Source organism: Clostridiaceae bacterium HFYG-1003 (assembly GCA_024579835.1).
Taxonomy (GTDB): Bacteria; Bacillota; Clostridia; order Clostridiales; family Clostridiaceae; genus JG1575.
In genome coordinates this window covers 484,103-506,802 of record CP102060.1, presented here as the reverse complement: position 1 = coordinate 506,802, position 22,700 = coordinate 484,103, and the positions used below count along the sequence as shown (strand labels likewise).

Below are 22,700 nucleotides of genomic sequence, written 5' to 3'. Positions count from 1 at the left end.
TCTAGGTTGACCAGCATGATCTGCTGTAGTCTTTCAGTCCCAGACAATCACGAATCGATCAGGCCAACGATCAATGATACGGGCGCAATCAGTCCGATCAAAGGAGAACCTCGCAGCCAGTCAAAGATACGGAAGACAATGTTCACGACAGTCTTCCGAAAGCCAGCAAATAAAACTGCAGAAAATGGGAGCAGTTCATTTTAATATTCAGCGCAACTGATAACCAGATCAATTTAAATTATTAGTTGACAAATATTTCTCCTATATGTAATGTTATAAGAACAATACCAAAGAGATGAATTCGTAAATCATCATTCCATCTGATATATACATCAGATCTTTCCTGCTCCTTCAGATAAAAAACCAACTGTCGTGAAAGGACTAAATTATGGCTCATCATTTCCCAAAGATTCAATACTCACTCATTGCCGTCACATTGGTGATCGTCCTTCTTTCTTTTCTCACGAATAACATCCGCGCAGGAAGCTATTCATGGCTTGCGGTTGCCATTCTGTTGCTTATGAACGGCTTAATGAGCTTTTACAGGAAACATCGGGCAGAAGTATTTATCTATTTACTCATCGCAACTGCTTTCACTTTTCTATTCATAAGGTTCTAGCAACGACGAAGGAATCATGCGATGAGACTGTAATGTTGTGAGACAGTATTTTGATAAGGCAAACATGATGGATCTGAACCATTGAGACGGCTCTGTAAGGGCAATCTCAGTGGTTTCTTGATTTTGGGACGAATTCAGCTCCCACGATGTTGCAGTTAGATCCCACCAGGTTCAGCTCAGACTTTCAGAGATCACAATTATTTCCGCATAAGAGGGAATCCGACCTGTCAGGTGAGCCATGATTTGCTATGATTAAGGTAATATCATGATGATTCATTGAAAGGAAGACCTATGAAGAAAGATGACTCATATTATTCCGGGCTGGTGCTCCTGGCAGCTGTTCTGTGGGGCACCACGGGAACGACCCAGGCTTTTGCCCCTGCCGGGGCCTCTTCGCTGTCCATCGGTGCCGTCCGCCTGATGGTGGGCGCCGCCGCTTTAATCCTGGCGGCCTCTTTCAAAGGTTCCATGAAGGACAGGAGGCTGTGGCTCAACCGCTTCACCCTGCTGGCCGCAGTCTCTGTGGCTGCCTACCAGCTGCTCTTCTTTGCCGGTGTCAGGAATACCGGAGTCGCCACCGGCACCATTGTGACCATCGGAAGCGCTCCGATCTTTGCCGGTCTGGCTTCTCTGCTGTTTAAACGAACAAATCCAGGCCTGTTATGGCTGGCGGCTACCCTGATGTCTGTGATCGGGTGTGTGCTTCTGGTAACTGGAGGGCAGGCAATGGAAGTCAACGCATCTGGGGTTCTGCTGAATCTGGGTGCCGGATTTGCCTATGCCATGTATTCCGCCATGTCGAAAGAGCTCCTGAAAAACTATTCAGCCGTGACGGTCACCGGAACTGTATTTGCCATAGGTTCCCTCCTGCTCCTCCCGGTGCTGATAACCTCCGACCCATCCTGGCTGGTTTCGCTGCGCGGACTTGCCACCGCGCTTCACCTTGGCTTGCTGGCTACCGCGCTGCCCTATCTGCTCTACACAATGGCTCTGGCAAGAATTCCATTTCCCAAGGCAGTCACCCTGACACTGGCAGAACCGGTAACTGCCGCACTCCTAGGTCTGCTGGTTCTGCAGGAACATCTCCCCCCGATCAGTCTCCTGGGCATGGGATTTGTTTTTTCCGGACTGGTAATTCTAAGTGCAGGTCAGCTTCTGTCCAATCGTTTCCGCCAGCCCAAACCGGGATCCAGTGAATCACAATAAGCTAATACCGACAGAAGCTGATCCCGCAAAGAACGATCAGCTGCTCACAGCGCCGTCTACCCGGAATGGGGAAAGGGATTGACCATGCCGTCAAAAAATGAAGCTGTTTCAATGTATAGCGAAGCTTTGAAGACCGGATTGATCCAGGATGGCTACCGGATCATCCTGGCCTGCATGTCCCAGTTGCAGCGCTATTTGGCAGCGCAGCATCCTGAAATGCACTGTTCTTACATATACCCCGGTACGATGGACATGACATACTTTGCCCTGATCCCCGATGACCTGGCATCTCAAAATCTGAAAATTGCTCTGGTTTATCTTCACCGGGAGCAGTGCTTCGAAGTCTGGCTGGCAGGAAAAAACCGGAAAGCCCAGCAAGACCTTTATCCTCTCCTGAAAGATCAGGATCTTGGGGCAAGTCATCTCTCAGTTCCCGGACCCGGTGTTGATTCGATTCTGACTCGTACCCTTCTGGTTTGTCCTGATTTTGATCATGCCGAGACGCTCAACCACCTGCTGGAAGAAGGCATCCATCGATTCCTGGAGGACGTTCGCCAGCTGCTCCCCTGCAGTTCGGTTTAACCGCCGGCGTTCCCTCCCCTTCGAACGTTGAATTATCCCAACGGCAATGGCGGCCGTGGCTGCCAACCAGAGAATTAGTAAGAGTGTTTCAAATCGGTTTACCGCCTGCTCAGGACTGATTGAAAATAATGGCAACAGAAAATCGGCAGAAGGCCTTCGGTGACTTCTGCCGATTTTCCGTTGTGTGCAGAGCGATCTGAATTCCTGGTTCCGACTCGCTCCATTCGTTTTCATATGATGGCCATAGATTGAAAGCAGGAACCAAGGACCGTCAAATGTTATTGAGGAATGACGCCTGTCAGATCATTCATATACTGATCGAAGGTATAGCTCAGGTTCAAGCCGTATCCGTTCAAAAATTCCAGTACGTTGTTCCAGTACCTGGGATTGGCATGCTTCACGTCATTGATCAGAATCGCTGACGTTTCCCCCTTAAAATTCGTACCGGGTCCCATGGCTTTTCGAACTTCTTTGATCAAATCCAGTTTGAATGGTTTCTGTACCTTACCCCTGGCTAAGTTTGCTGTTCTACTAATAATCAGATTGGATGAAACCCCGGATTTTGACAAGATGATTTTTGCTACTTCCGGAGCTGGCAGTGGTGCTATGACCATTGCCGGAGACGCCATCGCGATCTCAAACACCGAAGATTCAACGGTCAGGTTTTCAGCACTTGAAAATTCAGCCTCTGCCTGAATCCGATAGAATCCCAGTTCCCTGACAGTCCAGGGATTGGATTGAAAGTCGCTGAAGGAAAGCCCCTGGAATACACCGTAATCCTTCGATGCTACGGGATCCCCCTCGTACGCAATGATATTCTGTACTTCCGTCCAGGTTCCCAGTTCATCCATGGCCTGTCCTGTCACCCGAAGCGATGTCAGTGTGGGTCCACCAACCAACTCGTTCATTTCCGTAATAAATTGAATAAATCCGCTGAAAGTGATCAGCTTGCCGTCCAGTTGAAACTGATCCAGTTCCTCCTGGCTGAAGCTGATATTGCCCGGAGCATCCATCATGATCTCTGCTACGCCAGGAGCATCGACCCCCGGAACACCGGTTTCTGCCAGCGTCTGATGTTCCGTCACCATCAGCATCATCACCAGAACCAGCAGAAGAGAAAGCAGTTTCTTTTTCATTCGTTCACCACCTCATTTATTTTTACGTTTTATCCCGGTTCGAACGGAAAATCACAATTCAAACCGATAATTAATTTTAGCAAAATAATTAATTTCAATCAATTGAAACCAATTAAAATATTCAATTTAATCTCCCGATTATAATCTCTTCGGCATTTTATTTATTATGGATATAATCATTTTATTTTTCCGTTCATCGAAATATTCAGTTGTATCATAGCGATCTTCCTTAAAATAGCTTTGTTTCTATAACAGTATATTCTTCCATTTTATACTGTATTACTGATTTTTCTTTGATGGATACTGCCTGACTCCCCCCTACCTGGTCAAAGATTCGTTCCCTTCAATATCACCGGGAATGCCCGGCAGCGTCAACCATCAGACCTGCTGCCGGCAGAACTGAATCAGGGCCGCCACATGACGTGGCGGCCCTGATAACTGTTTAAATCGATTGATGGGTTCAGGCTGAATTAGCCTCGTTTCCGCTTGCTACCGGACTTTCCGTTCCCTTTTTTGTTGTCTTTCCGCTTCTTCTCGAAAAAGCCGGGGCCTTTGCGTTTGCTCTCTTTTCTCGGTTCAGTCTGCCGGCTCTTGCTTTTTTGGAAGGTGCCCAGAATCAGAGGATCCCGATCGAGATGATCTTTCCGCTTGGTGAACTCACCGTCCTCACTGATCCGGCCCAGAAATTCGAAATTGATTTCCCGGTTGTCCACATCAACGGCGGCAACCTGTACCCGGACACGATCACCCAGGCTCATGGTGCCATAGGTATCGGAGGTCAGAATCATCCGGCGGTCATCGTACATGACATCCATGGGCAGGGTATTGATATGAACCAGTCCTTCAATGGTGTTGGGCAGCTCCACAAAGAATCCGAAGCTGGTGACGGAGGAGATGACCCCCTCGAACACCTGACCCAGGCGGGCGTGCATGTACTGAGCTTTCTTCATGTCATCCACTTCGCGTTCCGCTTCTTCTGCCACTCGCTCCATCTCGCTGGAAATAAGGGAAGTTTTGGCTACCACCGCGTGATAGCGTTCCAGCTCGGGTCCGGCCAGCTGGCCGTTGAGCTGCTTTTTGATGATGCGGTGAATTTGCAGATCGGGGTAACGGCGGATCGGCGAGGTAAAGTGACTGTAATATTTGGCAGCCAGACCAAAGTGGCCCAGATTATTCGGTGAATACTTTGCCTGCATCATGCTACGCAGAAGAAGTTTTGATAACACGTGTTCTGCATCCGTGCCCTTGACGTTTGCCAGAACCTTTTGCAGATCCATCGGTTCAATGTCCCCGCCGAATCGAATCGGGACTCCCATGGTCGTTGCCATATCCGAGAACACCTGCAGTTTTTCCGGATCCGGATCTTCATGAATCCGATAGACAAACGGCAGGTTCTGCCAGTGGTAGGTCTCTGCAACGCACTCATTGGCCGCCAGCATGAACTCCTCGATGATCCGGTTGGAAACGCCGCGCACAAAGGGACGCACATCCACCGGTTCGCCATTTTCGTCCAGTACGATGTAACTTTCCGTAAAGTCAAAGTCGATGGCTCCCCGCAGCATCCGCTTTCGGTTCAGAATCTCATAGAGCGCTTCCATCTCCCGGAACATCGGGACCAGATGCTCATACTTCTGTGTGAGAGCCTCGTCATGGTCCGTCAGGATCGCATTGACATCATTATAGGTCATGCGGGCGGTGGTCCGAATGACGGACTCAAACACATCCGACTGCTTCACGGTGCCATGGCTGTCAATCTCCATTTCACAGGACAACGTCAGCTTGTCTGTATTGGGATTCAGGGAACACAGGTCATTGGACAGCTTCTGGGGCAGCATGGGGATGACCAGGTCAATCAGGTAGACCGACGTCGCCCGCTTTAAGGCCTCTTCATCCAATACACTTTTTTCTTTGACATAATGAGTGACATCCGCGATATGAACCCCCAGCTTGTAATTGCCGTTCTCAAGCTTTACCACACTGATGGCATCATCCAGATCTTTGGCATCGGCTCCGTCGATGGTGACGATGGTTTCACCGCGCAGATCGCGTCTTCGCTCCAGTTCCTGGGGCGGGATGACATTGGGAATGCGGTCCACATAGTCCAGAACCGGCTGGGGGAAGGTCTGAGGAAGATTATATTTCGCCAGCACGGTCATCATATCGACGCCGGGATCTCCCTTACGGCCCAGCACTGAGATGACTTTCCCTGAGGCATTCTTATCGCCGCTGGGATATTTGGTCAGCTCGCAGACGACGACATCATTATTTTTGGCATTCAGGCTTTCACCTTTCGGGATGAAGATGTCCTCCCGGATTTTTTTATCCTCCGGCACCACGAAGCCATAATTGGCACTCTCCTGATACACCCCGATCACAGTGGTTGTATTGCGGGCGATGATTCTGACAACTTCGCCTTCATCGCGGGCACCGGACTCATAGGCCTTCAGATCCACCTTAACCAGCACGGTATCACCATTCATGGCATTTTTGGTTTTGTCCGGAGGCAGGAAGATGTCCGGACGGGCTTTTTCCCCCTCGACCTTATCCTGGATCAGGAAGCCAAAGCCCTTGGCATGGAGCTGGATCCGGCCACTGAAGAAGCCCAGGTTTTCCGGAAGGGTCAGCCGCCCTTTCTTGGTTTTTACAACCTGGCCGGTAATTTCCATGTTATTAATGATTCGGATCAGCTCCGTCAATTCTTTCCCCTCAAGGTTTAATTCTGACGCCAGCTCATCCATGGTGGGGGACTTTTTCCCCTGTCGTTCCTTTAGAATGTCCAGTATTTTCATTTCATCCATATCATGCACCTCGTCTTTCTTCTTATATCATTATACGCAAGGCAGTCACTGCCTGCGCATTCGCCATGAAAACTTCAATTGTTGGTTACATTTATGTTGTTTTTTCAAGCTAAAATCCCCCCGAAACGCATCTTCCAGTTCCCGTTGGCGGCGACCGGAGCAGGCGACTCAGAAAAAGCACCGCAGGCTGACCCTGAGTGCTTTTTCTGAGTGACTATTGACTTGGCGATTGCCACACGCCGTAAGACCGGCTCAAAGGAACTTGATCCCGAACAGCAAATCGGCCGGACGCCTTACGCAGAAATCGTATTTACACGAGGTAATGCTCGACATCCGCATCGTAATCAATGTCGGTCCGGCCGAAGCCGAACAGCTTCAGGAACGCCTGACGGAACCGTTCCGGATTGCCGATGTCCTCCGGAAGAATCTCTCCCGGAACAATCGAGTTCCACTTTTTATCCACCTGTTGCTGAATGGCCTCGCTCAGCTCGAACTCATTGTTGAGAACCAGGTGACCTGGCCGCGTATTGAGAAAACAGGTCTCCATCATGCGGTTGATGTGTGCCTGAGTGGAGTTGTCATACTTTTCCTGGTGGAATATCTCCATCAGAATTGTCATATACAGCGAAATTGACGGGATGACCGAACTGGACTGGGTGACCACCGCCGGCTGAGATATGACCTGGGCATTGACCCGACCGCTTTGGCTCAGGGCCTGGGCGGTCTGTGCCAGGTGATCCTTGGCTTTACCGATGGCTCCGTCATTGTAGATGGATTTAGTCTGGCTGGAACCGATGTAGGTATACGCAAAGCTTTTGCATCCTGGCTTCAGAACACCGGCTTCATGGAGCGCTTCAATCCATAATGCCCAGTCTTCTCCCCCCATGACCTTACGGGTGGATTCGACTTCCTCCGGGCTGGCCGGTTGAAGCTGAACTTCCCGTACAACTCCGCTTTCCAGATCCAGGTCCAGTGTGGTGACGGCCTCTCCAACCGGTCGGATGGAAGACTTGTAGAGATTGTCACCCACCTTGCGCCGGGCAGCTGCAATGCTGTAGATGACCAAATCCAGCCCCTGTGGAAATTCTCGGCGCAGAATGTCGATGGCCTGAGCCTTCGTCTGCGGATCAAAGGCATCCGCATTCAGATCAACATGATGGGTCGGCAGCGATTTCAGTTCTTTTGCCAACGCATAGCTGTTGTACCAGCCGGACGTCGCCTCGCGCCGATCCGAAGGAGGCTTGGAGCTGAACACGCCCATGGTATTGGCGCCCATGGAGTAAGCGGCACAAATCCGGGAACTTAATCCGAAACCATTGGAACTCCCAATGACCAGGACATTCATCGGACCATCCGTCAGATGACTCTGTCTGGCCTGATCGATTTCTTCTTTCACGTTCATGGCGCACCCGCCTGGATGGCTGTTAATGCAGATGAATTTCTTGCACTTTGGTTTAATGATCATATAATTACCCTCATTCTGGATTTGCCTCCGGGCGAATCGAACCGCCTTTGGGAGTGATTATTTACTTTGACATGCAAATTATTTGATTGTCTAACTAACTACTTCATCATATCATAGAATGCCCCAGATCAAAAGTTGACCCTTTCAATTTCTGCCGGATCTTTCGTCCCCCTCAGTTCCCAAAAAATGAAAAAATCCGGCACCCCGGATTCAATCATTCTTACACAAAATAATGCATGAAGATCGTGTTAATTGCTAACAGCACCGCAATAATGACGGTCGCTCTGGCATACATGACTTCACTGGTTCTTCCTTTATTTCTGGAGAAGAACGTATCCTGAGCGCCGCCGCCGATGAAGCCTCTCAATCCATCCTGCTTGGACGGCTGGAGCAACACGAAAGCAATGAGCGCAATCGCAAGGATAAATTCCATTACGACTAAAAAAGTTGCCATGAATCTGACCTCCTGATTTGGAACTTCGAACAACTTATTTTATCATACCACAAATCACTTGACAACGAAACGCCACTTTGTAGAAATTTGTGCAAGGCGGTCCATCGGCATTCCATCTCTCCCAGCGGCCTGCCAGGCAGATAGCGGAGGGTACCACCGATCGGGTGAGCCTGTGGGTCTCCCCCAGGTCCACTGCATACCAGTGCCTTCAGTCCACACTGCCTGATCTCTTTTATGCCTCATCTCTTTCATTCCTTAGCCGTTTCATCCTTCAGCGTCTTCATGCCTGAATTGCTTGATACCTGAACCGAGTCCTGTCTGCGCTGCAATAAGCCCGCCTTTATCCATGATCATTTTCCTCATTCTGCCCGGAGGATGAGCTGTCCTCCCTGTTCGAAGGTTGTCCAGACAATCTGGTCTGACTTAAGGCATTTCGCCAAAGCCTATGCTCGCAAGTCCAGCTTAAAGAACTTCTTTTTTCCGACTTTCAGGATATCTCCGGATTCACACGACCCCAGACTGGTAACTTTTTCTCCGTTCACCTGAATCCCCGACTGGTCCAGCATTCGGCGCAGCTCACTGGTGCTGATTGCAGTCGACCGCTTGATCGCCTGCAGTATTTCAGATTCTTCCAGAGACTGAATGCTCAGCAGCGGCACGTCCTGCGGCAGAATGCCCAGAGAAAACGTCTCCCGGAAGAAGCGTTCGGCTTCAGCCGTTTCATTCTCTGACCAGTATAGTCGGGTAATCGTCCGGGCGAGCCTCAGTTTCTCATCTCTGGGGTTCGCACCGGCGTCCAGTCGAGTCTGCACGGCTGCAATCGCCTCAGGCGTTTCATCCGTCACCAATTCAAAATACCTGATGATGAGATGATCCGGGATGGACATGACCTTTTGAAACATGACTCGTGCCGGTTCACTGATTCCGATGTAATTGCCCAGACTTTTGCTCATTTTCAAAACTCCGTCAGTTCCCGCCAGGAGCGGAAGCGTGATCACGGCCTGGGGCGACTGACCGAAGGATTTCTGCAGGGTCCGGCCCATCAACAGATTGAATGTCTGATCGGTCCCCCCTACCTCGATGTCAGCTTCCAAGGCTATGCTGTCCCTTGCCTGGAGCAGCGGGTACATAAATTCATGGATGCCGATGGGCGTTCCGGACTCAAACCGATTCTTAAAATCATCCCGTTCCAGCATTCTGGCTACGGTGACACAGGCGGCCATCGCCAGTGAATCACTCAGACTCAGTTTGCCCAGCCACTCACTATTGTACTTGATCTGGGTTTTTTCACGATCCAGCACCCGAAAGACCTGTTCAAAGTAGGTGGCGGCATTTCGGCGAACCTCTTCATCGGTCAGCTGAACCCGTGTCTTGCTCTTTCCCGAGGGATCCCCGATCTTGCCGGTGAAGTCACCGATGATGATGACAACCTGATGCCCCAGATCCTGCAGCAGCTTCATTTTACGCAGTACAACCGTGTGCCCCAGATGAATATCCGGAGCAGTCGGATCCAGCCCAAGCTTGACGACCAGCGTTCGGCCCTGCAGCAGCTTCTCTCTGAGATCATCCTCTCCCACAACCTGGTCAGTACCTTTGCGGATCAGGCCTAAAATCCGTTCCGTCTCAGCTACCCTGTCCTCAGATGTTAAACTCAATCCATTCAATCCATTCAATCCATTCAAATCACCAATTCCACTCTCTTGAATCAATCCGCTCACTTGACTCACCCCTGTCTTTCCAATTATTTCATTCATCCGACTCACCTCTGCCCTATCTTCCATTTCGCTACCTTTTTCAGTCTTATCTGTTTCACTCACTTTATTATTCATTTGGTTATTCACTTCATTATTCACTTCAAACCTCAATTCAAACATCACGTCAGACCTCACTTCATCACTCACGTCAGACCTCACTTCATCACTCACCTCAGACCTCACTTCATCACTCACCTCAGACCTCACTGCTTTGTTCACTTTCCTCTTGATCACCTTATTTTCTAATGTTCAGTTTTTGATCAGCCGAACACCCCAAGGATCCTGGGCACAATGAGCTGCAAAAAATAAAAACGCCCTTTTGCTCCATGCAAAAGGACGGATATTCCGTGGTACCACCTTTTATTCACTCCTGCCTCACGGCAGGAAGCCTTTTCGGGTACGTTCATACCCTAGCATTGTAACGTATGCAGGTCACGTCACAGCCTTGAGGATCCAAAATAGGAACCTGTTCAGTGTGAGGCTCAGAGATGTATTCGGCAGATTCTGCAGTGCACCTCTCATCATCCGGTTGCTTTCTGTCCTGCTGATTATCTGCGTACTCGTTCTCATCAAAGCCGCTCATATATATTCCCATCTTATAGCACAATCAGCCGTTTCGTCAAGAAATGCCAAGTCAAATTTTAACTTAACTTTAAGGGCTCGATGCCATAATGTAACCAGTTTGAAAAGACTGGGGAGTGTACGATGTTATAATTAACCTGAACTTTCCCATCGAAAAACTGCAATATTCCATGAAAAATAAGCGTTAGAATTTGAGAAAACAAGGGAGACCAAAGATGAAGCAAGGAATTATTCGAATGATCAGCGGACTTATTCTGGCTGTCAGTGTTGCTGCAGCACCCATCGCCGCCAAAGCGGAGCTTAATGTGGCAGAGACCCCCTGGTCCAAGCCGACTTTTGTCTACGGAGCGGGCCTGAACTCTCAGGAAATCCTGACAACGGCCAATCATCTGGGCATTTCCGGAGAAGACTTGCTGCAGATGAATATCGATTCGAAGGATATTCAGCGGTATATCGGCAAAACCGCCTCGGACAAAGGCATGATATCGTCTGCCCTGGTCACCCGGCTCAAGGATGGCGAAGGCGTGAAGGTTGAAATCAAAACTCCGGACAACATCACTGAAATCACAGAGATCATGTATGCCAATGCCGCCATCACAGCCGGCATCAAGGACATTCGCATTGATGTAGCAGCGGTCCGTCCCGTTACCGGCAGTTCCGCCCTGACCGGGGTCTACAAAGCCATGGAAGCCAATGGCGTGCTGCTGGATGAAGACCGGATGGTAGTTGCCCAGGATGAACTGGATACAGTCAATGACATCACCCAGGAAAACACCGACAATGACAAATTCAGCATCAAGAATTTTGATCAGGTCATCATCAACATCAAGAACGAACTTAATATTTTCTACAATAATCTGCCCGATGACAAAAAAATCACCCGGGAAGATGTTCAGAAGATCGTCAATGACGCCCTGGCCAAAAACAATCTGAATGGTGTCCTGTCTCAGGATCAGATCGACCGCCTGGTCGCCTTCTTTGAAAAGTACTCAAAAACGGATGCCATCAATTCTGCGGAAGTTATCACGCAGCTGAAAGACCTCTCCGGCAATATTGTTGAACGGGCCAAGGAACTCTACGGCGAAGCCCAGGCTTCCGGCCTGCTGGACCGCATTGTTCAGTTCTTCAGTGATCTGTTCGCCGCCATTGCGTCATTCTTTCAGAATCTGACAGCCTGATCTCACCATCTGCTTGAGTAACACCGGATGAATTGAACGGTTCTCTTCTCTATAAATCCCTGACTTGTCCCGCTGGCCCCTGATTTATCCGATCCGATTCAACGATCAGTTTCGGTGATCAGGCATTGGGATCAGGCATTGGGATCAGGCATTGGGATCAGGCATTGGGATCAAGCATTGGGATCAAGCATAGGGATCAGTCGATCCGAATTTCGAACTGCTACTGGATAAAACAGATCGGGCTGCCCAAGAGGGCAGCCCGATCTGTTTTTGTCGCCTGAATCACGGGCGATTCGTTTTAATTACAGAGGTTTTACCGGGGGATTTGCCGGGGGATTAAACATCCGAGCACCCGCCTCTCCATCAAGGAGGGTCAGGCCTGGTCCGGTTTGAGCCCGTTCCAGCTTGGCTACCCAGGTGGTGAAGTTGTCTTCTTCTTCAGCCTGTTCCTCGATGTACCAGGAGAGGAATTTCTGAGCATGGTAATCCTTGTCCAGAACGGCCTGATCATACAGGTCCTTAATGCAGGCGGTGATGAATTTCTCATGTTCCAGACCTTTCTTGAATACATCCAGAACGGATTCATATTCGTTGGTCTGAGCCTTGAGCTCTCTCATTTCCCACTTATGTCCGACAAAGGCGATGTATTCCATGAAGAACCGGCAGTGTGCCATTTCCTCTTCCGCCTGAATGTGGAAGAAGTTGGCGAAGCCGTCCCAGTTCTGTTCTCTTAAATAGGATTCCATGCCAAAATAAACATTTCTTGAGTCATACTCATGCTTGATCTGCTGGTTAAACATATCCAGCAGTTTTTCACTTAATGCCATTTGTTTTCCCTCCAACCTTTACGTGCTGTAATAGTAAATTGACTTACTCTCATTATAAGGCAGGAAAGCCGGCTAATTTCGAACTAACCATGTCCAAATAATGACTAAAATTTGAACAGCTTCGAACCGCCGGCTCTGTCACTGACTTAGCGCTTGATGTTGAAGAAGGAATCCAGGCCCTTGTACTCGGCGATTTCTTCCAGTTCTTCCTCAATGCGAAGCAGCTGATTGTATTTGGCAACCCGCTCGGACCGTGCCGGAGCTCCGGTCTTGATCTGACCGGCATTGACTGCTACGGACAGATCGGCGATGGTGGTATCCTCGGTTTCACCGGACCGGTGGGAAATGACCGCGGTGTAGCCTGCCCGGTTGGCCATCTGAATGGCTTCCAGAGTTTCCGTCAGGGAACCGATCTGATTAAGCTTGATCAGGATGGAGTTGGCTACGCCCAGGTCAATGCCCTTCTTCAGCCGTTCCACGTTGGTAACGAACAAGTCGTCGCCTACCAGCTGAACTTTCTTTCCGATCCGTTCGGTCAGCTTCTTCCAGCCATCCCAGTCCTCTTCTGCCATCCCGTCTTCCAGTGAAATCACCGGATACCGGGTGACGATGTCTTCCCAATAATCCACCATTTCATCGGATGTCAGCTTACGGCCTTCTCCGGCCAGATGGTAATGACCGTCTTCATAGATTTCGGAAACGGCGGGATCCATGGCCAGCATAACATCGGTGCCCGGCTCGAAACCGGCTTTCTCGATGGCTTCCAGAATGACCTTGATTGCTTCCTCATTGTTGGCCAGGTCAGGAGCAAAGCCACCTTCATCGCCGACACCTGTCGCCAGCTTGCGTTCCTTCAGGACTTTCTTCAGAGCAACGTAGATCTGGGCTCCCATCTGCATGGCTTCGGCGAAGGATTCTGCTCCAACCGGCATCACCATGAATTCCTGGAAATCGATGTTGTTGTCGGCATGAGCTCCGCCATTCATGATGTTCATCATCGGAACCGGCAGTACTTTGGCGTTGACTCCGCCAATGTATTCATACAGGGACAGGCCAAGGAATCCGGCAGCAGCCTTGGCGCAGGCCAGAGAAACACCCAGGATCGCGTTGGCGCCAAGCTTGCTCTTGTTCTGGGTACCGTCCAGTTCGATCATGACCTTGTCAATGAGCGGCTGATCCAGAACATTCATTCCGATCAGTTCCGGAGCGATCACTTCATTGACGTTGTCCACTGCCTTGAGCACACCCTTGCCATTGAAATAATCGGCATCGCCGTCGCGCAGCTCCACTGCTTCAAACTGTCCGGTGGATGCACCGGATGGAACGGCGGCCCGGCCGACGGTTCCGTCCTCCAGAGTAACTTCCACCTCAACGGTTGGGAAAGCCCTGGAATCGAGCACCTGTCTTGCGAAAATGTCAATGATTTCTACATACTGTTTCATTGTTATACCTCTTGCTTTCGTTGTTGTATTGAGTAACCGGCCAAGGGCCGTGAGCTCGTCGTTGGGATCGAATCAGATCTTTCGTTTAAATAAGGATTTGCTGGTCATTTCCGAAGGGACCACCATGTCCATTTCTTCCAGCATGGTCGGGGCAAGATCGGACAGAATGCCGTCATTGCGCAGTTCCCTGGCCGGTTCATTGGTAATATAGATCAGCGGCACCGGATTGATGGTATGGGAGGTGAACACCTCGCCGGTCTCATAATCGATGAGCTGCTCGGCATTGCCGTGGTCGGCCGTGACGAAGACCGATCCGCCCTGCTCCAGAACGTTGTCGATGACCCGCTTCATCGCGCCGTCAAGGTATTCCACCGCCGTTCTGGCTGCTTCGAATACGCCCGTATGCCCCACCATATCGCAGTTGGCATAATTGAGCACAATCATGTCATAGGCCGTCTCGGCCATGGCTCGAATGACTGCGTCAGTCACCTCGGGGGCACTCATCTCCGGTTTCAGATCATAAGTCGCCACTTTCGGTGAAGGAATCAGAATCCGATCCTCCCCGTCCATGGGCTGTTCGACGCCGCCGTTGAAGAAGAATGTGACATGAGCGTATTTTTCGGTCTCGGCGATGCGCAGCTGCTTTTTGCCGGCCGCTGACACCAGTTCGCCCAGCATATGGGTCAGTTCCTGCGGCAGGTAGGCAACCTCGACGTTTTCCAGCGTGCGGTCATACTGGGTCAGCGTGACATAGGTCAGATCCAGGTTGTCCCGGGTAAACCCGGAGAATTCCCGGTCATTGAGCGCTCTGGTCATTTCCCGTCCCCGGTCCGGCCGGAAGTTGAAGAAGATGACCGAATCGCCCTTCGTGATCAGTCCCACAGGCTCACCGCCTGCCGTTACCGTCACCGGGTCGATGAATTCATCGGTGATGTCCTTTTCGTAGGAAGCTTCCAGATAGGCAATGGCATCCTGCGTCTGATTGACTGTGCCGCGCACCATGGCGGTGTAGGCCCGTTCAACCCGTTCCCAGCGATTGTCCCGGTCCATGGCATAGTAACGCCCGCTGACGGACGCGATCTGACCGGTCTGTTCCAGATCCATCAGATCCTGCAGTTCTTTCAGATAGCTGGCCCCGGCGGTCGGAGACGTATCCCGGCCGTCCATGAAGGCATGGAGGTAGAGCTTCTTGATCCCCTTCTCCTTGCCCAGCCGGATCAGCGCTTTGATGTGATCAATATGGGAGTGTACCCCTCCGTCGGATACCAGGCCCAGCAGATGAACCGCGCCATCCCTGGCCAGCGCCTGGTCAAAGGCGTGGTTCAGGGCCTGATTGCGGAAAAACTCCTGGGTCTTGATCATCTCGGAGATCCTGGTCAGTTCCTGATAGACCACCCGGCCGGCGCCGATGTTCATGTGGCCGACTTCGGAATTTCCCATCTGGCCCTCCGGCAGGCCGACCGCCAGCCCGGAAGCATTCAGCGTGGTATGGGGATAATGGTTCCAGTAATAGTCAAAATTTGGTTTCGAAGCTGCGCTCACGGCATTGCCCAGCGTTTTGTCATTGAGCCCGAAGCCATCGAGAATTAGCAGCATAACCGGTTTTTTCATGTGGTTCCTTTCCTTTACGGGCCTTGCCCGTTTATCCTTGGTTATTTGTTGTAGCGAACGATGGCGGCAAAATCGGCAGCTTTCAGGGAAGCTCCGCCTACCAGCGCGCCGTCGATGTCCGACATCGCCATCTGTTCCCGGATCGTATCGGGCTTGACGGAACCGCCGTACTGAATGCGCACGGCCTGTGCCACCTCTTCGCCATAGAGCTGTTCCACGGTATTGCGGATCAGATGGATCGTGTCATTGGCATCCTGGGCGGTGGCGGTCTTTCCGGTGCCGATGGCCCAAATTGGTTCATAGGCAATGATCATTTCCTGAACCTGCTCCGGTGACAGATTGGCCAGGCCACCCTTGACCTGACGTTCCAGATGTTCCTCGGTCTCGCCCTGTTCGCGCTGTTCCAGCGTCTCGCCGCAGCACATAATGGGGATCAGCTTATGGTTGAACGCCGCCTTGAGTTTGCGGTTGACCGTGTCATCCGTCTCACCGAAGTACTGACGGCGCTCCGAATGACCGATGATGACGAAATCTACCCCCAGATCTTCCAGCATTCCGGGAGAGATTTCACCGGTGAAGGCGCCCTTCTCCTCAAAGTGCATGTTCTGGGCTCCAATCTTCACTTTGGTTCCCGCCGTCGCTGAAACCAGCTCCGGCAGATGGATAAACGGCGCACACAGCACCACTTCGCAGTCAGCGTCTGCTACCAGGGGAATCAGCTCCTTGGCCGTTTTCACAGCTTCCGGCAGCGTGTAATGCATTTTCCAGTTTCCGGCAATGACAGGTCGTCTCATCTTATAGTTCCTCCCGATCGTTTAATGCGGCAATACCAGGCAGTTCCTGGCCTTCCAGAAATTCCAGGGAAGCTCCGCCGCCCGTGGAGATGTGGGTCATGCGATCGCCAAAGCCCAGCTGGTTGGCTGCCGCGGCAGAATCGCCGCCGCCGATGACCGTGGTGGCATCCGACTCTGCCATGGCTTTCGCCACCGCAATGGTGCCCTGGGCAAAGTTCTTGAATTCAAACACCCCCATGGGTCCGTTCCAGATGACCGTTTTGGCGGTGCGGACTGCATCGGCAAAAAGCTCCCGGGTGTTCGGTCCGATGTCCAGCCCCATCATGCCTTCGGGAATATTCTGATCCGGAGTGACGACCGGTTCGGTATCTTCGGCAAATTTCGCCCCGACAACATGGTCCACCGGCAGAAGCAGGCTGACGCCCTTGGTTTTGGCTTTTTCCACCATTTCCAGGGCATAATCCATCCGGTCGGCCTCCAGCAGCGAGCTGCCGATGGTGTAGCCCTGAGCTTTCAGGAAGGTGTAGGCCATCCCGCCGCCAATGATCAGAGTGTCCACCTTCTCCAGAAGGCTGTTGATTACGTTGATTTTGTCTGAAACCTTGGCTCCGCCCAGAATCGCCACGAAGGGACGTTCCGGATTGTTTACCGCCTCGCCCAGGAACTTCAGCTCCTTTTCAATGAGGTAGCCGGCAACCGCAGTATCAAGGAATTTTGTCACGCCTTCCGTGGAAGCATGGGCGCGATGGGCCGTGCCGAAGGCGTCGTTCACATAGATATCCGCCAGAGAAGCCAGTTCCCTCGCAAAGTCTTCCCCGTTCTTGCTCTCTTCGGGCCGGAACCGGGTATTTTCCAGAAGAATCAAGTCGCCGTCAGCCATGGCGGCAGCGGCTGCCCGGGCATTGGGACCGACCACGACATCATCCTGGGCAAACTTCACGTCGCGTCCCAAAAGCTCTGACAGAGCCTTGGCAACGGGAGCCAGTGACAGGGACGGATCCGGACCCTTGGCCTTGCCCAGGTGCGACGTCAGAATGACGCGGGCACCATGCTCGGACAGGTAGCGCAGCGTCGGCAGCGCGCCTTCCAGGCGGGACTGGTCCGTGATCTGTCCGTCCTTCATCGGAACGTTGAAATCACAGCGGACCAGAACCCGCTTGCCTTTGACATCAATGTCTTCCACAGTTTTCTTGTTGTAATTCATACATTTTCCTCCTGCATGGACTCAAGTTATGGCGGGAACCGATCAATCCCTGAAAAGAGTCCGGCATATAACATCAGCTATAGACCGGACCCACCCTTTTCGGTTTTAGCTATTTGGTCTGAGCGTCGACTTTTGCAACATGGGCGGTCAGATCAACCAGCTTGTTGGAGTAACCCCATTCGTTGTCATACCAGGAAATCACCTTGACGAAATGGTCATTGAGAGAAATTCCGGCTTTGGCATCGAAAATGGAGGTCCGCTTGTCATGGATGAAATCGGTGGATACCACTTCATCTTCAGTATACCCCAGGATGCCCTTGAGTTCACCCTCTGATGCCTCTTTCATGGCCAGCTTGATGTCTTCGTATGAAGCCGGCTTTTCCAGTCGGCAGGTCAGGTCGACCACGGAAACATCAATGGTCGGAACGCGGAAGGACATTCCTGTCAGCTTGCCGTTGAGTTCCGGAATGACCTTGCCCACGGCCTTGGCCGCACCGGTGGATGACGGGATGATGTTGGTGGAAGCGGCCCGCCCGCCTCTCCAGTCCTTTTTGGAAGGACCGTCCACCGTCTTCTGAGTAGCCGTCGTGGAGTGGACCGTCGTCATCAGACCTTCGAGCATGCCAAACTTGTCATTAAGGACTTTGGCGATGGGGGCCAGGCAGTTCGTCGTGCAGGACGCGTTGGAGATGATGTCCATGTCACTGGTGTAGGTGTTCTGATTGACGCCCATGACGAACATCGGCGCATCCGCGGATGGCGCGGAAATAACGACTTTCTTGGCTCCGCCGGCCAGATGCTTTCTGGCATCTTCGGACTTGGTGAACAGCCCGGTGCATTCCAGGATGTATTCTGCCCCGGCTGATGCCCAGTCGATGGCGGCAGGGTCTTTTTCGAAGAAGACTTTCACCTTTTCCCCGTTCACGATGAGATAGCTGTTCTCCTCATCGACCTCGACTTCGCCCTTGAACCCGCCATGCACGGAATCATGGGTCAGCATGTACTTCATGTAAGGAATATCCATAAAGGGGTCATTGACTGCAACTACCTGAACTTCAGGATTTTCCAGCGCTGCCCAAAAGGCCAGCTTGCCGATTCGACCGAATCCATTGACGCCTACTTTAACTTGTTCCATAAATTATCCCTCCCAGAATGGTTTAGAGTGTTTCTTTTGTTGTTTGATTTATTGCCATGTCTTTCGACAGTTCAATTATTTCTCGGGCCGCGCCCTCATCCGTGACCAGGGTCGCTCCCAGGGCATTGAAGTCCACCGAGAGGATAGCCCGGGCTTTGGCTGAGCCGCCGGCCAGTACGATGACTTCTCGGGACTGGCGGACATCCGCCAGGGAAAGCCCCACCGCCAAATTCTGCTTGACGATCTGGCCGGACTGGTTGTAATAAGATCCGAAAAACTCGCCCTGAGCTCCTGCTTGTCGCAGTTCTCTGGTTTCTTCCTCGGTCAGGTTGCGCCGACGAGCCATGGTCATGGCATCGCCGATGCCCGCAACGACGACGTCAGCCTGGCGGATCAGCCGGATCGTATCCAGTACTTCCTTTTCCTTCAGCATCGTTTCCAGGGCAGCTTCGCTGATCATATCCGGGAGATTCAGGAGCCGGTAGTTTCCGCCGATTTTGTCAGCCAGCTGTCCGACCAGCGTATTGGCCTGAATGTCGTAATGACGTCCAACGCCGCCCCGGGCTGGCACCACTGTGACATCCGGATAGTTCCGGCTGGCGGGAAACTGTTCCACCATTTTCTTGATGGTATTGCCGCCGGTCAGGGCTACAACGGAATATTGCTTCATCATCCGGGCCAGCAGCTCAGAGCTTTTCCGCCCCATTTCATCCAACGTCTCCGGCTGTTCATCCGAATCCCCGGAGATGACATAGACCTTTTTAAAATGAAGGGACTTGCGCAGGACCTCGGCTATTTCCTCGAGTCCCAGAAAGTCATGCATGATTGCGGTCAGTTCTTCGAGCAGATCGGTTCCAGACAGCGTCATGATCATGCCGCGAGGCACAAAATCGATGAATTGCCGGCTTTTCAGATAATCGGTCTCGGACCGAACCACCCGTTCAGTCAGTCCGGAGCGTTGAGCCAGTGTGCGCCGCCCGATGGGCTGCTCCGACTGGATGGTGCGCAGAAGCGTAAATCGCCGTTCGAGAAGCTCGATGCCTTCAGGAATTATTTTTCGCTGCAATTGAAGTATCCTGTTCACGCCGCCTCCTTTGGGACATATTATGTCCCGATTGTTAATTTACGTCCCACCTTAATTATAACCGCATTACTTTAATTGTAAATCCTTAATATTAAGATTTTCTTCCCCTGATGTTAACTTACTATGAAGGAAATATCCATTTTCTTGCGTTTCTGTTAATTGCAGTAAACGATATCCTGAGCCAATTCCAAGCCAAAAAATCATCTTGCCTGGGCGATCCCCCTCGCCTGGATTGAAACCAAACCAACCGGTCATCAGCACGGAACAAAAAAAGAGCCCTCAGGCTCTGGCTGTTCATTCTGTCGGTTGATCCTGGATTCACTGAATCTCTGGCTGCATTGAATATCTGGATTCACTGAAATCATCGGATTTTCTGCATTCACTGTATTATGGGTAAGATGAATAAATCGGGATCCCCTGACTTTTGGCCCAAATAATGAGACGCAGGTCATGCTTGAGTCGGGTGGAAATAAAATTGCGCTGCTTTTCTTCATAGCGGAACACAAACTTAATGTCGCGTCCCGGCTGAAACCACTCCACATGATCAAACTGCTCCGGGGTGAACCGCTCGTAGCGGTTGAACCGGTTGCGGTAGACCACGACATGATGCTTAAAGGTAATGCGGCGCCCTTTCAGCAGAGTAAAATAGCAGGCCACCATCCCGACCAGGACAGTGATCAGCGGCTCGGCCAATAGAACTTTGGTCCTCTGATAATGCAGAACCAGAATAACGAAGGCAACAATGGAGATCAGGGCCAGAAACAGGGCCAGGATCTGAATTTCCTTGGTATCGATCCGGATCGGCATCTCGATGTTTTTCCAGTTGGTCTGCCCCGGCTGGCCGGAAGTTTCCTTCGGACACGGATCCGTCGCTGTCGTCATTCCCAGAATCATCACCGGACCGCCATTGCCGAAGTACTCCCTGACCGTCATAGAACCGCTTTCCAGCTCCTCGACTGCGCCCTGGCGCACCCGTGCCAGAACCTGACAACTCATGTCGCGCACTGCCATCAGATTCCAGTCCTGGCGATGATCCGGCAGCTCCAGGACTGACAGGTATTGATATACATACTGATCCACCACTTCTTCCATAGTGGTTTCATCGGAAAACTCACGCGTTTTGGCAAATGAGGTCAGCACCCTCGTTTCCCCTTCATAGGCCCTTCGCTCGAAACAAATCTTCATGCCATCCCTCCCTGCGGACTGTGTCCATCGGTTCTGTCGCGGGGGATTCGCCCGCAGACCTTATTCTAATTATAGCCTCAAAGCCAGGCAAAAGACCAATCTTCCGCTTCGGATTTGAAATAAGGTGACACGATCTCAGAGCCTTTTGCTCGCCCAACTGACCGCGTCAACGGAAAAGCCGCCGACTCCGGCTGGAGTCGGCGGCCCTGTGATGATCCAGTTCCTGAAACTATTTCTCGCCCTCTACGTAGGCAGAAGGAGCAACATTGTTCTTTTCAAGGAACGTTGTGACGAAGAACGCGATGGTACCCATGGCGCAGCCGAAAACAATCGGCAGTACCGGATGGGTGGAATTGTATACCTGCCAGTACACAACGGCGATGGATCCGACAATGATGGATACCAGACCGGAGTGTTTCGAGGCCTTGGGCACCGTCAGACCAAACGCATAGGCGGCGAAGGGTCCGGCGCTGCGCAGGGCGAAGGCAAAGAGATTCATGGTCACGATGTTGACCTTGAACATGGCAATACCCATACTGATGACGAGGATTGCAACGTTGCTGGCGCGGGTCAGGAAAATGATGCGCTTATCTTCCACATTGGGGTTAAAGTACTTCATGTAGATATCCCGGATAATAATGGTGGAAGCGCAGAGGAGGTTGGAGTCGGCACTGGACATGGTGGCTGCAACAATCGCTGCCGCAACGATTCCAGTGATCCAGGACGGTGCAAAGTGAGTGGTCGCGTACATCAGGGCGGAGGTTCCTTTTCCACCGTCCAGCTGCGGATCCATGGCCAGGGAGACCAGACCGATGATCGTCGGGATGAAAGCCATCATGGTCATAAGGACTGCGGACAGGACGGATGCTTTCTGAGCGGCGCGTTCATCCTTGGCGGAAGAGAAACGGGAAACCATTTCCGGTCCGGACAGGAAAGTACAGAAGTAGTTGAATACCAGCCCAAGAATGGTTACCCAGCCGATCTTGAAGAAATCAAGCTGAACCGGAGGCAGTTTGGAGGAGATGACTTCCCAGCCGCCGGCACCGTTGATGATGAACGGCAGGGCAATGGCCAGACCTAAGAGAATGATGAAGAATTGAACTAAGTCCGTAATTTGATCCGCGATCATACCGCCCATGGTGGTATAAGCGATGGTGACCACACCGGCAATCAGGATGCTGACATTCAGAGGAATGCCCGTCAGCGCGTTGACGACGGTTCCGGATGCCAGGATCTGGGAAGAAGTCAGGAAGAATAAGGCCAGAACATTCAGGACGGCCGTGAGGCTGCCTGCCAGATCGCCAAAGCGGCGATTGACGACTTCAGGGATGGTCACAGCCATGGTTTTGCGGATTTTTGGTGCAAACCAGGCCAGGGGGATCATGGCGACGGAAGCGGCGATGACATACCAGGCTGCGGATAAGCCCCAGACGCCGAATGCTCTGGTTGCGACGCCCAAGGTGGAGCCGCCGCCCACGTTGTTGGCGGACAGCGAGGCTGCCACCATGAGGACTCCCATGCGCCGACCGGCCAGCATGTAGTCGGTACTGCTCTTGATGGCATACTTGTTGGTGTAGAAACCAACGGCCAGCATGCCCACCATGTAAAGAATGACGATAAGGATTGGTGCGTTCAAATGAATTC

General features: G+C 51.7%; 18 protein-coding genes. 3 read left to right on the top strand and 15 right to left on the bottom strand.

The genetic code is table 11. The annotated features are described in order from the left end of the window. Positions 1 to 910 precede the first annotated feature (910 nt). Together NQU17_02290 and NQU17_02285 are read left to right on the top strand one after the other, a co-directional pair. Complete coding sequence (locus NQU17_02290) at positions 911 to 1,825, top strand: DMT family transporter (GenBank protein UUM12411.1); 915 nt, start codon at positions 911 to 913, stop codon at positions 1,823 to 1,825. A 111-nt stretch (positions 1,826 to 1,936) separates the two neighbouring features. After that, positions 1,937 to 2,407: a hypothetical protein gene (locus NQU17_02285; GenBank protein UUM12410.1), complete on the top strand. Its 471-nt coding sequence runs from the start codon at positions 1,937 to 1,939 to the stop codon at positions 2,405 to 2,407. Positions 2,408 to 2,685: 278 nt separating this feature from the next. Here NQU17_02285 and NQU17_02280 read toward each other — a convergent pair whose 3' ends face one another. The 5 genes from NQU17_02280 to tyrS form a co-directional block, all read right to left on the bottom strand. Continuing rightward, a complete protein-coding gene (locus tag NQU17_02280; GenBank protein ID UUM12409.1) occupies positions 2,686 to 3,543 on the bottom strand; it encodes a hypothetical protein in 858 nt (285 codons plus the stop codon). A gap of 470 nt (positions 3,544 to 4,013) precedes the next feature. Then, on the bottom strand, positions 4,014 to 6,341 hold the full coding sequence (gene rnr, locus NQU17_02275) for a ribonuclease R (GenBank protein ID UUM12408.1): 2,328 nt from the start codon (positions 6,339 to 6,341) through the stop codon (positions 4,014 to 4,016). Positions 6,342 to 6,651: 310 nt separating this feature from the next. Then, positions 6,652 to 7,806 carry an enoyl-[acyl-carrier-protein] reductase FabV gene (gene fabV, locus NQU17_02270; protein UUM12407.1) on the bottom strand — a complete coding sequence of 385 codons (1,155 nt, stop codon included), beginning with the start codon at positions 7,804 to 7,806 and terminating at the stop codon, positions 6,652 to 6,654. A gap of 220 nt (positions 7,807 to 8,026) precedes the next feature. Beyond that, positions 8,027 to 8,260: a preprotein translocase subunit SecG gene (gene secG, locus NQU17_02265; GenBank protein ID UUM12406.1), complete on the bottom strand. Its 234-nt coding sequence runs from the start codon at positions 8,258 to 8,260 to the stop codon at positions 8,027 to 8,029. Positions 8,261 to 8,703: 443 nt separating this feature from the next. Then, positions 8,704 to 9,915, bottom strand: a complete 1,212-nt coding sequence (tyrS, locus tag NQU17_02260) for a tyrosine--tRNA ligase (GenBank protein ID UUM12405.1) — start codon at positions 9,913 to 9,915, stop codon at positions 8,704 to 8,706. 896 nt (positions 9,916 to 10,811) lie between these two features. Between tyrS and NQU17_02255 the strand changes: the two genes are divergently transcribed. After that, positions 10,812 to 11,774 carry a DUF1002 domain-containing protein gene (locus NQU17_02255; protein ID UUM12404.1) on the top strand — a complete coding sequence of 321 codons (963 nt, stop codon included), beginning with the start codon at positions 10,812 to 10,814 and terminating at the stop codon, positions 11,772 to 11,774. A 302-nt stretch (positions 11,775 to 12,076) separates the two neighbouring features. On the opposite strand, the gene NQU17_02250 is transcribed toward NQU17_02255, so the two are convergent. The 10 genes from NQU17_02250 to NQU17_02205 form a co-directional block, all read right to left on the bottom strand. Then, positions 12,077 to 12,601 carry a ferritin gene (locus tag NQU17_02250; protein ID UUM12403.1) on the bottom strand — a complete coding sequence of 175 codons (525 nt, stop codon included), beginning with the start codon at positions 12,599 to 12,601 and terminating at the stop codon, positions 12,077 to 12,079. A 146-nt stretch (positions 12,602 to 12,747) separates the two neighbouring features. Beyond that, the gene (gene eno, locus NQU17_02245) at positions 12,748 to 14,043 is read right to left on the bottom strand and encodes a phosphopyruvate hydratase (protein UUM12402.1); all 1,296 of its coding nucleotides are present in this window, start codon (positions 14,041 to 14,043) and stop codon (positions 12,748 to 12,750) included. Between the two features lie 72 nt (positions 14,044 to 14,115). Continuing rightward, entirely contained in the window at positions 14,116 to 15,654 is a 1,539-nt protein-coding gene (gene gpmI / locus NQU17_02240) for a 2,3-bisphosphoglycerate-independent phosphoglycerate mutase (GenBank protein ID UUM12401.1), read from the bottom strand. Positions 15,655 to 15,695: 41 nt separating this feature from the next. Then, positions 15,696 to 16,448 carry a triose-phosphate isomerase gene (gene tpiA / locus NQU17_02235; GenBank protein UUM12400.1) on the bottom strand — a complete coding sequence of 251 codons (753 nt, stop codon included), beginning with the start codon at positions 16,446 to 16,448 and terminating at the stop codon, positions 15,696 to 15,698. Position 16,449: 1 nt separating this feature from the next. Continuing rightward, complete coding sequence (locus NQU17_02230; protein UUM12399.1) at positions 16,450 to 17,652, bottom strand: phosphoglycerate kinase; 1,203 nt, start codon at positions 17,650 to 17,652, stop codon at positions 16,450 to 16,452. Positions 17,653 to 17,761: 109 nt separating this feature from the next. Continuing rightward, positions 17,762 to 18,787, bottom strand: coding sequence for a type I glyceraldehyde-3-phosphate dehydrogenase (gap, locus tag NQU17_02225; GenBank protein UUM12398.1), 1,026 nt, complete (start codon positions 18,785 to 18,787; stop codon positions 17,762 to 17,764). A 22-nt stretch (positions 18,788 to 18,809) separates the two neighbouring features. Further along, entirely contained in the window at positions 18,810 to 19,853 is a 1,044-nt protein-coding gene (locus tag NQU17_02220) for a sugar-binding transcriptional regulator (GenBank protein UUM12397.1), read from the bottom strand. Positions 19,854 to 19,937: 84 nt separating this feature from the next. Beyond that, complete coding sequence (locus tag NQU17_02215; GenBank protein ID UUM12396.1) at positions 19,938 to 20,126, bottom strand: hypothetical protein; 189 nt, start codon at positions 20,124 to 20,126, stop codon at positions 19,938 to 19,940. A gap of 132 nt (positions 20,127 to 20,258) precedes the next feature. Beyond that, positions 20,259 to 21,056 (bottom strand): hypothetical protein, encoded by a 798-nt coding sequence (locus NQU17_02210; protein ID UUM12395.1) that lies wholly within the window; start codon positions 21,054 to 21,056, stop codon positions 20,259 to 20,261. A 229-nt stretch (positions 21,057 to 21,285) separates the two neighbouring features. Further along, positions 21,286 to 22,692, bottom strand: a complete 1,407-nt coding sequence (locus NQU17_02205) for a sodium:solute symporter family protein (GenBank protein ID UUM12394.1) — start codon at positions 22,690 to 22,692, stop codon at positions 21,286 to 21,288. Positions 22,693 to 22,700 lie beyond the last annotated feature (8 nt).

Excerpts from the sequence above, each read along its gene's own strand:
- NQU17_02230 (UUM12399.1), bottom strand. The coding sequence starts at position 17,652 with ATGAATTACAACAAGAAAACTGTGGAAGACATTGATGTCAAAGGCAAG.
- tpiA (UUM12400.1), bottom strand. The coding sequence starts at position 16,448 with ATGAGACGACCTGTCATTGCCGGAAACTGGAAAATGCATTACACGCTG.
- eno (UUM12402.1), bottom strand. The coding sequence starts at position 14,043 with ATGAAACAGTATGTAGAAATCATTGACATTTTCGCAAGACAGGTGCTC.
- NQU17_02290 (UUM12411.1), top strand. The coding sequence starts at position 911 with ATGAAGAAAGATGACTCATATTATTCCGGGCTGGTGCTCCTGGCAGCT.
- rnr (UUM12408.1), bottom strand. The coding sequence starts at position 6,341 with ATGGATGAAATGAAAATACTGGACATTCTAAAGGAACGACAGGGGAAA.
- NQU17_02285 (UUM12410.1), top strand. The coding sequence starts at position 1,937 with ATGTATAGCGAAGCTTTGAAGACCGGATTGATCCAGGATGGCTACCGG.
- gap (UUM12398.1), bottom strand. The coding sequence starts at position 18,787 with ATGGAACAAGTTAAAGTAGGCGTCAATGGATTCGGTCGAATCGGCAAG.
- fabV (UUM12407.1), bottom strand. The coding sequence starts at position 7,806 with ATGATCATTAAACCAAAGTGCAAGAAATTCATCTGCATTAACAGCCAT.
- NQU17_02250 (UUM12403.1), bottom strand. The coding sequence starts at position 12,601 with ATGGCATTAAGTGAAAAACTGCTGGATATGTTTAACCAGCAGATCAAG.
- NQU17_02215 (UUM12396.1), bottom strand. The coding sequence starts at position 20,126 with ATGACCGGTTGGTTTGGTTTCAATCCAGGCGAGGGGGATCGCCCAGGC.
- gpmI (UUM12401.1), bottom strand. The coding sequence starts at position 15,654 with ATGAAAAAACCGGTTATGCTGCTAATTCTCGATGGCTTCGGGCTCAAT.
- NQU17_02255 (UUM12404.1), top strand. The coding sequence starts at position 10,812 with ATGAAGCAAGGAATTATTCGAATGATCAGCGGACTTATTCTGGCTGTC.
- NQU17_02210 (UUM12395.1), bottom strand. The coding sequence starts at position 21,056 with ATGAAGATTTGTTTCGAGCGAAGGGCCTATGAAGGGGAAACGAGGGTG.
- secG (UUM12406.1), bottom strand. The coding sequence starts at position 8,260 with ATGGCAACTTTTTTAGTCGTAATGGAATTTATCCTTGCGATTGCGCTC.
- NQU17_02280 (UUM12409.1), bottom strand. The coding sequence starts at position 3,543 with ATGAAAAAGAAACTGCTTTCTCTTCTGCTGGTTCTGGTGATGATGCTG.